The organism is Marinobacter adhaerens HP15 (genome assembly GCF_000166295.1).
Lineage (GTDB): Bacteria > Pseudomonadota > Gammaproteobacteria > Pseudomonadales > Oleiphilaceae > Marinobacter > Marinobacter adhaerens.
Window position 1 is genome coordinate 1646954 of record NC_017506.1, and the last position, 16063, is coordinate 1663016.

Annotated in this window: 11 protein-coding genes and 2 tRNA genes; 9 read left to right on the top strand and 4 right to left on the bottom strand. The window is 60.4% G+C overall.

Going from position 1 to position 16063, the window contains the following annotated elements; translation table 11 throughout:
- Positions 1-23 precede the first annotated feature (23 nt).
- From uvrY to pgsA, 3 genes are read left to right on the top strand one after another with little or no spacing between them, the layout of a single operon-like run.
- Complete coding sequence (gene uvrY / locus HP15_RS07855) at positions 24-686, top strand: UvrY/SirA/GacA family response regulator transcription factor (RefSeq protein ID WP_008174467.1); 663 nt, start codon at positions 24-26, stop codon at positions 684-686.
- Entirely contained in the window at positions 670-2532 is a 1863-nt protein-coding gene (gene uvrC / locus HP15_RS07860) for an excinuclease ABC subunit UvrC (RefSeq protein WP_014576958.1), read from the top strand. The genes uvrY and uvrC overlap by 17 nt, the downstream gene beginning before the upstream one ends.
- Positions 2533-2539: 7 nt before the next feature.
- On the top strand, positions 2540-3118 hold the full coding sequence (gene pgsA / locus HP15_RS07865) for a CDP-diacylglycerol--glycerol-3-phosphate 3-phosphatidyltransferase (protein ID WP_014576959.1): 579 nt from the start codon (positions 2540-2542) through the stop codon (positions 3116-3118).
- On the opposite strand, the gene HP15_RS21910 is transcribed toward pgsA, so the two are convergent.
- The 4 genes from HP15_RS21910 to HP15_RS07880 are packed head-to-tail and all read right to left on the bottom strand — an operon-like array spanning position 3051 to position 6644.
- Positions 3051-3704: an ABC-type transport auxiliary lipoprotein family protein gene (locus tag HP15_RS21910; protein WP_169702150.1), complete on the bottom strand. Its 654-nt coding sequence runs from the start codon at positions 3702-3704 to the stop codon at positions 3051-3053. The genes pgsA and HP15_RS21910 overlap by 68 nt on opposite strands.
- Positions 3701-4639 carry an MlaD family protein gene (locus HP15_RS07870; RefSeq protein WP_014576960.1) on the bottom strand — a complete coding sequence of 313 codons (939 nt, stop codon included), beginning with the start codon at positions 4637-4639 and terminating at the stop codon, positions 3701-3703. Before HP15_RS07870 ends, HP15_RS21910 begins: the two co-directional genes overlap by 4 nt.
- Positions 4640-4641: 2 nt before the next feature.
- The gene (locus HP15_RS07875; RefSeq protein ID WP_227499765.1) at positions 4642-5475 is read right to left on the bottom strand and encodes an ABC transporter ATP-binding protein; all 834 of its coding nucleotides are present in this window, start codon (positions 5473-5475) and stop codon (positions 4642-4644) included.
- A 2-nt stretch (positions 5476-5477) separates the two neighbouring features.
- A complete protein-coding gene (locus HP15_RS07880; RefSeq protein WP_014576962.1) occupies positions 5478-6644 on the bottom strand; it encodes an MlaE family ABC transporter permease in 1167 nt (388 codons plus the stop codon).
- Positions 6645-6868: 224 nt separating this feature from the next.
- Here HP15_RS07880 and HP15_RS07885 point away from each other — a divergent pair.
- From HP15_RS07885 to HP15_RS07910, 6 genes are all read left to right on the top strand, one after another.
- Positions 6869-6944 (top strand) — tRNA-Gly (locus HP15_RS07885).
- Between the two features lie 60 nt (positions 6945-7004).
- Positions 7005-7078: transfer RNA gene (locus HP15_RS07890), tRNA-Cys, on the top strand.
- 168 nt (positions 7079-7246) lie between these two features.
- Positions 7247-8962: an NAD(P)H-dependent oxidoreductase subunit E gene (locus tag HP15_RS07895; RefSeq protein WP_014576963.1), complete on the top strand. Its 1716-nt coding sequence runs from the start codon at positions 7247-7249 to the stop codon at positions 8960-8962.
- Between the two features lie 10 nt (positions 8963-8972).
- On the top strand, positions 8973-11864 hold the full coding sequence (gene fdhF / locus HP15_RS07900) for a formate dehydrogenase subunit alpha (protein ID WP_014576964.1): 2892 nt from the start codon (positions 8973-8975) through the stop codon (positions 11862-11864).
- Positions 11865-12000: 136 nt separating this feature from the next.
- Positions 12001-13122 carry a metallophosphoesterase family protein gene (locus HP15_RS07905; protein ID WP_014576965.1) on the top strand — a complete coding sequence of 374 codons (1122 nt, stop codon included), beginning with the start codon at positions 12001-12003 and terminating at the stop codon, positions 13120-13122.
- On the top strand, positions 13119-15767 hold the full coding sequence (locus HP15_RS07910) for an AAA family ATPase (RefSeq protein ID WP_014576966.1): 2649 nt from the start codon (positions 13119-13121) through the stop codon (positions 15765-15767). Before HP15_RS07905 ends, HP15_RS07910 begins: the two co-directional genes overlap by 4 nt.
- The last annotated feature ends 296 nt before the right edge of the window (positions 15768-16063 follow it).

Sequence of the window (16063 nt, forward strand, 5' to 3'; positions counted from 1 at the left end):
GAAAGCCGTGTGCGAGGTGAATTTTGATCAGGGTACTGGTTGTAGATGACCATGAGCTGGTGAGGTCCGGTATTACCCGGATGCTGGCTGACAACCCGGACATTGAAGTCATCGGGCAGGCGCCATCCGGAGAGGATGCCATCGATTTCGTCCGCCAGGAGCGGCCGGACATCGTGCTCATGGATATCCGCATGCCAGGCATTGGGGGCCTTGAGGCGACCCGTCGCATACTCCGCATTGATGATTCCATTCGCGTGATCGTGGTAACCGCCTGTGCGGACGACCCTTATCCGACCCGCGTCATGCAAAGCGGTGCCACCGCCTACATCACCAAGGGCGCGGATATCAAAGAGATGGTTCGCGCCATTCGTATGGCTCACACCGGCCAGCGCTATATCAGCCCGGAAATTGCCCAGAAGATGGCCCTGAAGCAATTGGGCGGCGGCGATCGCGACGAGGACGGCGAGCTCTCGCTGTTCGACCGGCTTTCCGAGCGGGAAATGCAGATCGCGATGATGGTGGTGGATTGCCAGAAGGTGCAGGACATTTCGGACAAGCTGTGCCTGAGCCCGAAGACCGTGAACAGCTACCGCTACCGGATCTTCGAGAAACTGGAGATTTCCAGTGATGTCGAATTGGCCCTGATGGCAGTGCGGCTCGGGTTGCTTGATGCCGACAAGGTCTGACCCTGAGAGCACCCACATCGGGGAGTTTGACAGCAAGAGCTTCCTGAAACAGTTGACCGAGCGGCCCGGCGTCTACCGAATGTACGACGAGGGTGGCTCGGTTCTTTACGTGGGCAAGGCCCGCAACCTGAAAAAACGGGTTGGCAGCTACTTCCGCAAGACCGGCCTTGCGCCCAAGACCGAAGCCCTGGTTGGCAAGATTGCCTCTATCGAGGTGACGATTACCGGCAGTGAAACCGAGGCGCTGCTGCTCGAACAGAATCTCATCAAATCGTTACGGCCGCCCTATAACATCCTGCTCCGTGACGATAAGTCCTATCCCTATATCTATTTGTCGTCCCACAGCGATTACCCCTCGCTGACGTTTCGTCGTGGGCGCACCAAAAAGGGCGGTGGCACCTGGTTCGGGCCGTTTCCGAGCTCGGGTGCGGTCAAGGAAAGTCTTAATGTATTACAGAAGATATTCCGTATAAGAAACTGTAGTGAAAGCTTTTTCAGGAACCGAACAAGGCCTTGCCTGCAGTACCAGATCAACCGTTGTACGGCACCGTGTGTTGAATACATCACGCCCGAGGAGTACCAGCAGGACATCCGCCACGCCACCATGTTTCTCGAGGGGAAAAACCCTGCGATCCTCCACGATCTGATGAATGCCATGGAGGCCGCTTCCAAGAACCTGGAGTTCGAGAAAGCAGCGGCCTATCGGGACCAGATCAATCATTTGCGCCATGTTCAGGAACAGCAGTCGGTAGACGGTGAGGGCGGCGATGCGGATGTCATCGCCATTGCCCAGGATGCGGGTATCGTCTGCATCGTGGTGATCATCGTGCGCGGCGGCCGTGTGCTCGGCACCAAGGACTATTTCCCCCGCTACTCCATCGAGCAGACCGAGGGCGAACTGCTCAGTGCCTTCCTCGGGCAGTATTATTTCGGCGGCAACACCCGGCGGGAGATTCCGCGGGATATCCTGGTGCCGGTTGAGGTGGAAGGTCAGGAACTGTTGGCCCAGGCCCTCAGCGAGTCTGCAAACCGGGAAACCCGGATTCGGGGCAATGTTCGCGGTGAACGCCGCCGGTGGCTGGAATTGGCCATGACCAACGCCCGCCAGACCCTGCTAACTCACCTGGCGAGCAAGGAGACCGTATACCGGCGCCTGCTGGCCCTGAGGGATCTTCTGGAGCTGTCGGAGACGCCGTCACGCATGGAGTGTTTCGATATCAGCCACAGCCACGGGGAAAATACCGTCGCATCCTGTGTGGTTTTCGATGAGAATGGCCCCCTGAAGAGTGATTACCGCCTGTACAATATCGAGGGCGTGACCGCCGGCGATGATTACGCCGCCATGCGCCAGGTGCTTTCCCGCCGTTACAAGCGGATGGTGGCCGGTGAGGGCAAGCGGCCGGATCTGGTCTTCATTGACGGTGGTAAAGGGCAGTTGAACATTGCCCGGGAAGTATTTGACGAGCTTGAGATTTCGGACATCCCGCTGATCGGCGTCGCCAAGGGCGTAACCCGTCGTGCAGGCATGGAGCAACTGATAGACGCCATGACTGGGGATGTCTTCCGGGTGCCGGCTGATTCGCCCGCGTTGCACCTGATCCAGCACATTCGGGATGAGTCCCACCGGTTTGCTATAACCGGGCACCGGGCGCGCCGTGATAAAAAGCGCCGGCAGTCTACACTGGAAGGCATTGAGGGCGTGGGACCGAAGAAACGGCGCGACCTGATTCGATACTTTGGCGGGATACAGGAACTCCGCAAGGCCGGGGTCGACGAGATGACCAAGGTTCAGGGCATCAGCAAATCACTGGCCGAAACCATATACGCAGCATTGCACGACGAGTAAGGACAGCATGAATTTACCAAACATCCTCACCCTTTCCCGCATCATCATGATTCCGGTGTTCGTGGTGATTTTTTACCTTCCGGTGGGGTGGAGCTACCTCGTGAGCGCGGCGATTTTCGGATTGGCGGCGGCCACGGACTGGCTGGACGGTTATCTGGCCCGCAAGCTCGACCAGAGTACGCCGTTCGGCGCGTTTCTCGATCCGGTCGCGGACAAGTTGATGGTGGCTGTTGCGCTGGCGGTGTTGATCGAGGAGCACTCGGCGATTCTGCTGACGATCCCGGCCACTGTGATCATCGGTCGTGAAATTGTCATTTCCGCATTGCGGGAGTGGATGGCAGAGATTGGCAGCCGCGCCAGCGTAGCGGTTTCCTACATCGGTAAGATCAAGACCACCGCGCAGATGGCTGCAATTGTCGGCCTTTTGGCGTTTCCTCCCGGCGTGCTCTGGGCTAATGTCGCCCTGGGTCTGCTCTATATTGCTGCAATTCTTACGCTCTGGTCCATGGGCCTTTACCTCAAGGCTGCCTGGGCGGATCTGTTTCCGGAGAAGGCCTCAGTTCAGACGGATAGTCACACGTCCTAGCCCATTCAATCACCCGGGTGGCCAGTTCGCTGCCCGCGGTACCGAAGGCCTCAACAATCTGGTCAACGGATGTGCCTGAGGCCGGCTCTACGATCCGGATGCTGCGAGTACACAGGGTGGCCCTGGAGCGGTCGTGAATCATCTGCAGGTGCAGCTCAATGACCACCTCCGGTCCGGATTCCGGGATTTGCGAATGAAACCCCGAGAGTTCGGTGACCAGGGTCAACTCAGCCTGTGCCGGATTGGTGTCGGTAATGACGTTTGTGTAGGCACCACTCTGACGAAGGCTATTGACCAGTGTGTCCCGAACCACCACTGGCCCGGTGTCCCTCCAGCGTGTTCCCTCATAGGCCCGGAACTCACTGGGTGCGGGCTTGGCCAGAATCCGCGATCCGGCTAAAGGCTCTGATGCGTAGGGCGTGTCCACGCGAAGCGATGCCATAACGGGTTGCCCGACCGCCGGTACCGCCCGAACCACAGCCAGGTCCATAACCCTCGGTGGCTCCGGGTTCGGAAACACCGTGCAGCCACTGCTGAGGGCAGCACCGAGGAGGAGCGTCAGGTTCCTGATTGACCTCAATGTCACTGTGCCATCTCCTTCATGGTTTCGTTGCCGAACAGAGTGCCTGTGGGGTCCTGCTCCAGGCGGTGCGTAAACTGATTCAGGCTACGCAGGGTTGCCCGGAGCTCCCGTAGCGCGGGCGCCAACTCTCCCATACCCTGCAGCCCGGCATCCATCGCCCCCTGGTTGTTTCGGGTCAACTCATCAATTCGCTCCATGGTGGTGGTCATTACCGCGAGCGCTTGGTCCATGGATTGCAGAACCCGCTGGCCATCGTTTTGCAGCAGTTCGTTGGCGTTATCCGAAACGTTGGACACTTTGATCGCAGCTTCTTCAGCGCGAATGGCGGCGGCATCGAATTGTTCGAGCAGGGCGATCAGCTGGTCCCGGCGGTCGAGCAGGGCGTCTGTGGCTTCCCGTGTGTTTTCCAGGATGGCCGATGCGTTGTCGATGTTGTCAGCCGATAACAGCGCCGTCGCGCTGGTAAGCAGCTGGTCGGCTTTGGCCAGGAGTTGCTCGCCGTTGGAAAGCAGGCTGGTGAACGCCGAGGGCTCGGCAATGATCACCGGCGGGTTGTCCTCGTCACCTTGCAACGCGGGTTTGTCCGGGCTTCCACCACTGAACTGCACGCTCATGCTACCGGTGATGTTGGCGAGCACCAGGCCGGCTTTCGTGTTCTCCCGAATGGGAACCGACTGATCCACCCGAACCAGAACCCGCACATGGCCGGGATTGTCCGGGTCCAGCTTCATCTCCACCACATCACCAATCTGAACGCCGCTGTAAAGCACAGGGTTACCTTCGGACAGGCCGCCGACGGCGTGATCGAACACAATCTCGTAGTAGCCCCATTCCCGATCGGCGGAGGATTTCGCCAGCCACAGAGAAAAGATCAAGGCGGCCGCAAAGGCCAGGATGGTAAACAGGCCAATGATCAGGTGGTGGGCCCTTGGCTCCATGGTTACTGCTCCTGATTCCGTTTTTCCAGATGATCCCTGAATGCGTAACTCGCTGCCCGGCCACGGGGCCCGTTAAAGTAGTCCTGGACCCAATCGTCCTCCGTGGCGGCGACCTTTTCCAGCGTATCAGCTACCAGCACCTTGCGCTGTGACAGTACCGCAACCCTGTCACAGGTTGAGTACAGGGTGTCCAGATCATGGGTGACCAGAAACACCGTCAGCCCCAGCGCATCCCGCAGCGTGACGATGAGTCTGTCGAAGGCGGCTGCGCCAATCGGGTCCAGCCCCGCGGTGGGCTCATCCAGGAACAGTATCTCAGGATCAAGGGCCAGGGCCCGTGCCAGGCTTGCGCGTTTCACCATACCGCCGGAAAGCTCGGACGGATACCGAACCGCTGCGTCAGGCGATAACCCGGTCAGCGCCAGCTTCATGCGCGCCAGCTTTTCCGCTTCTGGCCGTTTCAGGCCCGCGTGCTCGATCAGCGGAACGGCGATATTCTCCTGCAGGTTCAGGGACGTAAACAGGGCGCCCCCCTGGAACAGCACACCGAAGCGCTGCTCTATGCGCGAACGCGCCCGTGCCGAAAGCTGGATAAGATCCTCGCCAAATACCCGGATGTGGCCAGAGGCTGGCGTATTCAGGCCGACGATGCTGCGCAAAAGTACCGTCTTGCCAGTACCGGAACCGCCGACCACGCCCAGAATTTCACCCCGCAGAAGATCCAGGTCCAGATCCTCGTGGACAATGTGATCGCCAAAGCGGTTGCACAGGTCCCGCACCTCAATGACTGGCTCATTGCTTGTTTGAGGATTTGGAGACGCTGCCATATCTGCCATGATCACCAGCCCATTTCCATAAAGAATAGTGCAGCAATGGAATCCAGCAGAATCACCATGAAGATCGACTGAACCACGCTGGAGGTGGTGTGCTCACCCACCGATTGGGCGCTGCCCGCCACCTTGAAGCCTTCCAGGCAGCCAATCACCGCAATCAGGAAGGCAAAGATCGGCGCCTTAACAATGCCCACAACGAAATGCTGAAGGGCGATATCCCGCTCAACGATGGCCATGAACTGCGTCGGCGTTATATCCAGCACCAGCGCACAGACCATGGCGCCGCCCACCATACCCGAGATCATCCCCACGAAGGTGAGAATGGGCAGGCTCACCATCATGGCCATTACCCGGGGCAGCACGAGCAGTTCAATGGGGTTCAGGCCCAGGGTGCGGATGGCATCCAGCTCCTCGTTAACCTTCATGGCGCCAATGTGGGCGGTGAACGCGCTGGCGGTTCGGCCGGCCAGAAGGATCGCGGCCAGCAGCACCCCGAATTCCCGCAGGAAGGAAAACGCCACCAGGTTCACCGTGTAAATGGTGGCGCCGAAATCGTCCAGCACGGTTGCACCCAGAAAAGCCACCACAGCGCCCACCAGAAAAGTCAGCAGTGCCACGATAGGCAGGGCATTCAGGCCGGTGTCATGAACCGCAGCCACAAAGGGCGTCATCCGCCAGCGCCAGGGCCGGGGAAGGTTCCAGGCCAGGGTGCCGAGGGTCTGGCCAATAAAGCCCACAAGGATCCACAGCAGCCGGAAGATGCTTTCCACCTTCTGGCCGGTTCCGGTCACAAAGCTCCACACGAGGGAAGGCGAGCGCCGATCCGCCTCAGGCTGATTTTTCATGGCCTCGCAAACAGCAGCAATCAGGGCGGATGTTTCCCGGGGTAATTCGCTATCGGCCGAGGCGGCTTCGAGCAAACGTTCTGGGCCGATCAGGGAGGCCAGTTGTGAGGCGCCGGCGGTATCAATCCGCGTCAGCCCCGAGAGGTTGATCGACAGTTTAATCAAATCCCTGGAGGACATGGATGACGCCAGGGACGACAGAGACCGGTAATGGCTCAACAGCCAGTCGCCGTTCACACTCAGAGTGCCGGCTTCAACGCTGACGGATCCGGGGCTGGACGTCGGTTGTTGTGGATTGGTCTGTTCGGATGAATCAGGACTGGGCACGTTCTGTCGAATCCCTGAGTGATTTTGCCTGCCAATCCCTAGCTTAAAGAGTGCGGGGGATCTCTGCCAGTGACGAAGCTGCATGTTTGCATGCTGCCGCGCAATTGGCCAAACTTTGCCCACAATCTCCAGTAAAACAAAAACTTGATAAAAAACTATTGACGCCCGAACGGTAATCCGTAGAATACGCAGCCGTTGACGAGGCAATGCCCCGGAAACAAAGAGCGGGAATAGCTCAGTTGGTAGAGCACAACCTTGCCAAGGTTGGGGTCGCGAGTTCGAATCTCGTTTCCCGCTCCAATTTCAAGTCTCTCATTGCCCACCTGAGAGCACAAAGATCCGATCCCTTCGATCTTTTCCGGCGCGGTGGCAGAGTGGTTATGCAGCGGACTGCAACTCCGTGTACGCCGGTTCGATTCCGACCCGCGCCTCCATTATTTTTCCTTCTTTCTATCATTTCAGCTTCAGGCCAGATTCGTCTCGCTGTGCAGCAAATGTCCGATCATCTGGCGCCTCAACACCCTGATATGCTTCAATGACTTGTATCTTGTCAGACCAGCCACCACGGCTGTCTGCTGTATCTCGGTGCGTGGTCGAAAATAATGAAAACAGACGAACAGAAGGTCAAACGCAGGCGTTCCGGCCTTCGTGGCCGACAGCTGGAGCCCACTGTGCTGTCGGGGCTTCGGGAACTGATCGGTGACGAACGCGTTGATTCGTCATTGCGTCATCGCGATCGACTGATCGAGCACCTGCATCTGATTCAGGATGCCGACGGCTACCTCTCCATGGCCCGTCTGCGGGCCCTTGCGTCTTTCATGAACCTGCCCATGGCCGACGTTTATGAAACGGCCACGTTCTACGCACACTTCGATGTTGTTCACGATGAACAAACGCCGCCACCGGCAATCACCCTGAGGGTCTGCGATTCGCTCTCCTGCCAACTGGCGGGTGCAAGCGCACTCCATAAAACACTGGCTGACGGGACTGACCCTGCCCAGGTGCGTGTGGTTCACGCGCCTTGCATGGGCCGCTGCGATACGGCGCCCGTGGTGGCCGTGGGGCACCATCACGTGGGCAACGCGACTGCCGAAACGGTTGGCGCCGCAGTGGAACAACAGCAGGTGCAACCCGACGAGATTCATTGGCAAAAGCTGGCGGATTACCGCTCCGCGGGTGGCTACCAGTTACTGAAGGATTGCCGCGAGGGCCGGGTTACCGTTGATTCCCTTGCGGAAGAGCTGGAGCACGCCGGCTTGCGGGGCCTCGGCGGCGCCGGATTCCCCACCTATCGCAAATGGCAGGCCGTGCGAGCCGAACCCGGGCCACGTTACGCGGTGATTAACGCGGATGAGGGAGAGCCTGGCACGTTCAAGGATCGCTATTACCTCGAACGTGAACCCCACGGATTCCTGGAGGGCGCCCTGGTCAGTGCCTGGGCGGTTGAGGCTCAGGCTCTGTACATCTACCTCCGGGACGAGTATCCCGGCCTCCTTGTTGTGCTGAAAGACGCCATTGCCGAATTGGAAACTGCCGGCATCGTAGAACCGGGCTTTGTGATCCTGCGCCGTGGTGCCGGTGCTTACATTTGCGGCGAGGAATCGGCCCTGATCGAGTCTCTGGAAGGAAAACCCGGCAAGCCCCGCCACCGCCCGCCTTTTGTGGCCCAGAAAGGCCTGTTTGGTCAGCCCACCCTGGTCAACAACGTCGAGACCGTTTACTGGATCCCTCGCATTCACGCCCAGGGCGCCGAGTGGTATGCGAGCCAGGGGCGGCATGGTCGTAAAGGGCTTCGAAGCTTTTCGGTCTCCGGCCGGGTGGCTCGCCCCGGCGTTCATGTTGCGCCTGCAGGAGTCACCCTTAATGAGCTCATTGAGGAGTACTGCGGCGGCATGGCTGAAGGTCATCGCCTCGTGGCTTACCTTCCCGGCGGCGCTTCCGGCGGCATACTGCCGGCCAGCAAAGCCGATATTCCACTGGATTTCGACACCCTGCAGGAACACGGCTGCTTCATCGGTTCGGCCGCTGTGATTGTTCTGTCGGATCAGGACGATCTGCAAGCCGCGGCCGCCAACCTTTTGGGCTTCTTTGCGGACGAATCCTGCGGGCAGTGCACGCCCTGCCGTGTGGGTACTGAAAAAATGCTGACGCTGCTGGAGCGGGATACCTGGGATGAACAGACGCTCCAGCAACTGGCCGCCGTGATGGCCGATGCGTCCATCTGTGGTCTTGGCCAGGCCGCCCCCAATCCGGTGCTGAGCCTGCTGCGGGATTTTCGCAGCGAACTGGCCAGCCAAAACCTGATCGCCAAGGGGTAGGGAGGCAGCCATGAGCGAACCGAAAACAGCCATGAGTGATTCCAGTACAAGTTTTACCCTCACCCTCGACGACGTGGAGGTTCAGGCTTACCCCGGCGAAACCCTCTGGCAGGTCGCCAAGCGAGCCGGAGAAATCATCCCGCACCTGTGCTTCAAAGACGCGCCGGGCTACCGTGCCGATGGCAATTGTCGGGCCTGCATGGTGGAAGTCGAAGGCGAGCGGGTGCTCGCCGCAAGCTGCATTCGGGAAGCTGCGCCCGGCATGGTTGTGCGAAGCGCTGGCTCTTCGCGTGTTCAGGCAGCCCGCAAAGGGGTTCTCGAATTACTGCTGGCCGACCAGCCTGAGCGAGAAAGCAGTCCCGATCGGTCCAGCCATTTGTGGGACACGGCGGACCAGCTGGCCATCGATGCCGCTGCCGTGCGCCAGCGCCTGCCGGCACGTTCAGACCGGGACGGGCCCACGGTACACCACGTTGAACCCCGCTCCGATTCACTGCCTCACGCCGGGGGCCATGACGCCACCCATTCGGCCATGAACGTGAATCTGGACGCCTGCATCACCTGCGGCTTGTGCGAGCGGGCCTGTCGGGAAGTGCAGGGCAACGACGTGATTGGCCTGGCACATCGCGGCGCCGCTTCGAAAGTCATCTTTGATTTTGATGACCCCATGGGCGACAGCACCTGCGTTGCCTGCGGCGAATGCGTGCAGGCCTGCCCGACGGGCGCGCTCATGCCCGCCACCCTGATGGATGCCCGGGGCCGCGGAGACTCCGCCACGGCCGACCGCACGGTGGATTCCGTTTGCCCCTATTGTGGCGTGGGCTGCCAACTCACCTATCACGTGAGAGACGAGCCTGCGAGTGCCCAGTCAGGAGCGGGCGAGCAGCGAGGGCGTATTCTCTTTGTGGAGGGTAAAGACGGCCCCTCCAACCAGGGCAGGCTGTGCGTGAAAGGCCGCTTCGGGTTTGATTATCCGTCCCACCCGGCGCGGCTAACCCGGCCACTGATTCGCCGGGAGGGCGTTCCCAAAGGGCTCGATCCACACTTTGATCCGGCGAATCCGTTGACCCATTTCCGGGAAGCAAGCTGGGAAGAGGCACTGGAACTGGCGGCAACTGGATTAACCACACTGAAAGACCACCACGGCCCCAGCGCGCTGGCCGGCTTTGGCAGCGCCAAGTGCTCCAACGAAGAAGCCTGGCTGTTCCAGAAGCTGGTGCGCACCGGTTTCGGCTCCAACCACGTGGACCACTGCACCCGGCTCTGCCACGCCAGCTCCGTCGCAGCGCTGATGGAGTGCCTGGGGTCAGGCGCGGTAACTGCCTCCTTCATGCAGGCGCTCCAGGCAGACGTGGTAATTCTCACCGGCTGCAACCCGGCGGTGAATCACCCCGTCGCCGCTACCTACTTCAAACAGGCAGCGCGCAACGGCACCAAACTGATCATCATTGATCCCCGGGGCCAGTCGCTGGACGCCTATGCCTGGCGCAGCGTGCGTTTCTCGCCCGGTGGCGACGTATCGCTGTTCAACGCCATGCTCAATGTGATCATCAGCGAGGGGCTTTTCGACAAGACCTACATTGATACCCATACCGAAGGCTTCGAGGCGCTCGCGGCAAGTATCGAGGGCATGACCCCGGAAGTGATGAGCCCCGTATGCGGCGTCGACCCCGACACGATCCGGGAAGTGGCCCGCGCCTACGCTCAGGCCGAGAACGCAATGATCTTCTGGGGCATGGGCATCTCCCAACATGTGCACGGCACCGACAACGCACGCTGCCTGATTTCACTGGCGCTTGCCTGCGGCCATACTGGTCGGCCCGGTACCGGCCTGCACCCATTGCGGGGGCAGAACAACGTGCAGGGCGCCTCCGATGCCGGCTTGATCCCCATGGTACTGCCAGACTACCAGCCCGTCGGCGATACCCAGTTGCGAGCCGCGTTCGAAGAACTCTGGAACACCCAACTGGACCCGGAGCCGGGGCTGACCGTGGTGGAGATCATGGACGCCATCAGGGCGGGCACCATCAAGGGCATGTACATCCTGGGTGAAAACCCTGCGATGTCCGATCCGGATCTCACCCACGCACGGGCCGCGCTTGGCGCCCTGGAGCACCTGGTGGTTCAGGATCTGTTCGTCACCGAAACCGCCCAGTTTGCCGATGTCATCCTGCCGGCGGCTGCCTGGTCAGAAAAATCCGGCACCGTCACTAACACCAACCGGCAGGTGCAAATGGGCCGGGCAGCCCTCGCGCCCCCGGGTGAAGCAAAGGCGGACTGGTGGATTATCCAGGAAATCGCTCGGCGTTTCGGGTTGGGGTGGAACTACAGCGGCCCCGAGCAGGTGTTCGCCGAGATGAAGCAGGGCATGCACTCACTGGATCATATCTCCTGGTCCCGGTTGGAGCGCGAAGGGTCTGTGACCTATCCGTGCCAGGCCGACGACGCGCCGGGCGATGATGTGGTCTTCGCCGATGCGTTTCCCAGGTCCGGGGGGAAAGCCAAGTTCTCTCCGGCCAGCCCCCTGCCACCCGACGAGCCGGTGGATGAGGCCTATCCCACGGTGCTGACCACCGGGCGTTTGCTGGAGCACTGGCACACGGGCGCCATGACCCGCAGAAGCCGGGTACTGGACGAGCGCGAACCCGAAGCGGCGGCATTCCTGGCGCCCTCAGAACTGGAGCGCCTGGGCGTTGCCTCTGGAGAGGAGATCCACATAGCCACCCGGCGGGGCAGCATCACTCTTACGGCGCGGGCCGATCAGACCATGCCCGAAGGCATGGTGTTCGTGCCTTTCGCGTTCGTGGAAGCAGCGGCCAACCTGCTCACCAACCCGGCTCTGGACCCCTTCGGGAAGATTCCGGAATTCAAGTACGCCGCCTGCCGGCTGACCCCGGCCTAGTGCCGGGCTAGTGCTGGGCTAGTGCGGGGATAGCCAAGCTTGTTCAGAACGACGCGCATTGTCGCCTCGTGTCTGTAAAGTATCGTTGGTTGGTCTAGAATGGCGCCAAAATTCCCCGAATTCTCAGGTAGATAAAATGCCCAAGTTTTTGCACACGGCAGACTGGCAGATGGGCCGGGCGTTTACCCGTTTTGAAACCGAAGACGGTGCAGCCCTGGTCGAGGCCCGGTTTGAGTCCATAGAAACGCTCGCACAGCTTGCCAATGAGCATCAGTGCGATGCCGTTCTGGTCGCCGGTGATGTGTTTGATGCCCAGACGGTGTCCGATCGCACGATCCGGCGGGTGTTCAATGCCACAAGGGCGTTCGCCGGCCCCTGGGTCATGCTGCCCGGCAACCACGATGCCGCCCTGGCAGAGAGCGTATGGACCCGGGCCCAGCGCCTGGGCGCAGTACCTGAGAACGTACACCTGGCGCTGCAGCCTGGCGTTATCAATCTGGAGCAGCAGAGCCTCAGCATCCTATGCGCACCGCTGACCCAGCGCCACACCTACTGCGATCTGACTGAGCCGTTCAGCGGCTACGAGTCACCGGAAGGCTTCCTCCGGGTTGGCCTGGCCCACGGCAGTGTCCAGGGCCTGCTGCCGGACGAGATTGACTCCACCAATCCCATCGCGCCAGACCGTGCCGAGGCCAGCCGGCTCGATTACCTCGCCCTGGGCGACTGGCACGGTACCAAACAGATCGATGAACGCACATGGTACAGCGGCACCCCCGAGCCGGAACGCTTTCGGAATAACGAAGCCGGCAACGCCCTGATTGTTGAAGTGGCTGAGGCAGGGGCGACGCCGACGGTAACCCGAATAACCACCGGTCGGTATCAATGGCATCAGTGGCGGGAAACCCTGGCTGTGCAGTCTGATCTGGACCAACTGCTGGAGCGGTTGAATGCCTTGCCCGAATCCGCCGTTGTAGACCTGCGACTCGAGGGTTCGATAACCCTGGCTGGAGAAGAAACGCTCCTGCAGGCGCTTTCGGTGGCTGAAGCCCGGTTTAGAAGCCTGCGATGCGAACGGAGTGGGCTTCAGCTTGCGCCGACCGACGAGGACATCGCAGCCCTGAAGGCGGACGGGTACGTGGGCGAAGTCGTCGAGAGCCTGCGCGAGCGGCAGGTGGGCGCGCAGGATGATGCCGCCCGGGATGCGCTGGCGATTCTTGCGGGCTTGCTCAGAGAGCGGGAACAGGAGGCCAGCCAATGAAACTGCAGCGCATGCGCATTGAGCAGCTACGCCAGTTCCGCAAACCTTTTGTTCTGGACAACCTGCAGCCCGGCCTCAACCTGATTCACGGCCCCAACGAATCCGGCAAAAGCACCCTGGTGCGCGCCATCCGTGCCGCGTTTTTCGAGCGCTATCGCTCAACCGCCGTTGACGACCTTCGGCCCTGGGGCGATTCTGCAGCGGCACCCACCGTTGAACTGGATTTCGAGCACGAGGGCCTTTCCTGGCATCTCACCAAGAGCTTCCTTCAGCGTAAGCGCTGTGACCTGAAAGTCGGCACCGAGACCTACAGCGAAGACGACGCGGAAGAAAAACTGGCGGAATTGCTCGGCTACCAGTACCCGAAACGCGGCGCCAGCAAAGCCGAACACTGGGGCATACCGGGACTGCTGTGGGTGGAGCAGGGCACCGGGCAGGACATCGAACAGGCCATCGAACACGCTGGTGACCACCTGAAGTCCGCCCTGAACTCCATGGTGGGCGAAGTGGCCAGCTCCGGCGGCGATGACCTGATCGAGACCGTCCGCAGCCAACGGGACACGCTGCTTACCGGAAAGGGGAGTGCTCGTGGGGAGTACCTACAGCTTAAGAACGACCGTGCCCAATACGAGACCGAAATCGAAGGACTGAAGGACCGGGTGCTTAAGTACCAGGAGCAGGTCGACCGGTTGAGTAAATTGACCCAGGACTACGATCAGGCCGAAGCCGAGCGCCCCTGGGAAGAGGCCCAGCGCCAGTTGGAGCAAGCCCGCGCGCATTATCAGCAGGTGGAGCGACTGGAAGAACAGCAAGCCCAGGAGAAAGCAACGCTCGGCCAGCTGAAGCAGAACCACCGATTGTTGCAACAGAACAAGGAACACCTTGAGGGCCTGAGTCGCCAGCTTGAGGGCCGAAAAGCCGACCTGGACCGCGCGGAGCGAGACCTCGCCACCGCCCAGGCGCAAACGCCGGTGATTGCAGGCCGTTTGCAAGAAGCCAGAACCGCCTATGAACAGGCAGAGAAGCAACGCAAGCTCGCCGGCTTGCTGCAAACCCGTGAACGGCTGGAACAGGACGTCCGGCGGCTTGAGCAACAGAAACAGGTGCTGACCCAAAACCTTGCCAAAGCCAAGGACTACCACCAGCAGCTGGAGCAGGCCAGGCAGCAGGCCAGAGACAACCGCATTGATGCCGCCGCGGTTAAAAACCTGAAAACGACCGCGAACCAGCTGAACGAAGAAACCATCCGTTCACGAACCATCGCCACCCGATTGAGCTGGCAGCTGGAAGCCGGCGCTTCGTTAACGCTGAACAACGAGCAACTGACCGGGGAAGGCGAGCAGCAACTCCTGGAAGAATCCACACTGGTCATCCCGGGCGTGGGTACCCTGGGCATAACCCCCGGTGGGGAAGAGCTGGCCAGCACCCGCCGGAAGCTCAAAACCCTTGAGGACAGTTTTGCCGAACAGTTGAAGACCCTCGGCGTAGCATCCGTTGAACAGTCCGAAGACCGGCTTTCAGCGTTTGAAAATGCCGAAAGAGCCCAGAAGCATGCCGAAGACTTGCTGAAATCCGTGGCACCGGCCGGCATTGAGCAGCTTGTCTCCGAGCAGAGTGAGGCGGAAAGCGGACTGGAGAAAGCCAAAAGCCAGTTGCAGGCCACGCCAGAACCGGACCAGAAAGAGAGCGTGCCCGCCCTGGAAGAAGCGGAGGCCGCTTTCGTTCAGGCGAGCACCGCGCTGGATAAAGCCGAAGCTGATGAGCGAGAGCACCAGTCAACGCTGTCGACTTTGAAACAGGCCCGGGATAACGCCAAAACCGAATGGCAGCGGCTGGCGGATGAAGAAAAGAGCCCGGAACGGCAACAGCAGCTTCGCCAGATAACCACCGACCTGGCGAACCTCGAAAAGCAACAGACCGAACTGCAAGCCAGCCTAGAGAGCCGCGAACGGGAAATCCGCGAAGCCCGACCGGACTTTCTCAAGCAGGACATCGAACGCTACCAGAATGCGGTCAATCAGCTACGCCAGACCCAGGAAAACCGCGGGCGTGAGCTCAGGGATATCAAAGTCAGGCTTGAAGCCTGGGGTGCCGAAGGGCTGGAAGAACAGCTCAATGAGAAAGAGGCGGAGTACGACCAGTGCAATCGCCGCTATCAGGAATTGCACCGCCGCGCCCAGGCCCTGGATCTGCTGCTGAACCTGCTCACAGAAAAACGCCAGGCCCTCACACGCCGCCTGCAGGCACCGCTGCAAAAGCACCTTAACCACTACCTGTCGGTGCTTTTTCCGGAAGCCTCACTGGAAGTCGACGAACAGCTCCGCCCCGGCACCTTCAGCCGGGGCACCGAACTGGGACAGATCACCGAACTGAGTTTCGGGGCCCGGGAACAGATGGGCCTGATCAGCCGCCTGGCCTATGCCGATCTGCTGCGCGAAGCCGGAAGGCCAACGCTGGTCATCCTGGACGACACCCTGGTGCACAGTGACAGCGAGCGCCTCGAGGACATGAAACGCATCCTGTTTGATGCGGCCAGCCGGCATCAGATATTGCTGTTTACCTGCCATCCGGAGAAGTGGCAGGACCTGGGGGTGGCGCCTTTGGATATTCAGGCATCGAAGGAACAAAGCAGTCAGTTTGTGTAGCCGAACTAGTAATAGCCAGTGCCGAACAGTCCGGTTCGATATCTCACCATGCCCTGATTGGTGTCGCGGTATCCGAAGTCGATCGCCACAACCGGATTGGCGAAAAGGCTTCAAGCGCGAAGCCAGCCCGTATCCGCACTGCTTGTGTGCGAATATCCGGGCTACTTGGACTTTCCGAAAGGCTTCTGGCGGTTCTCTCTCAACAGGCAATTAGTCCGCGCGCAGTGTCGTGTTCGGGAACATGTCTACGAAATCGTTGGAGATCTTGGAATCTGCGGACATATCAAGCAGTATTG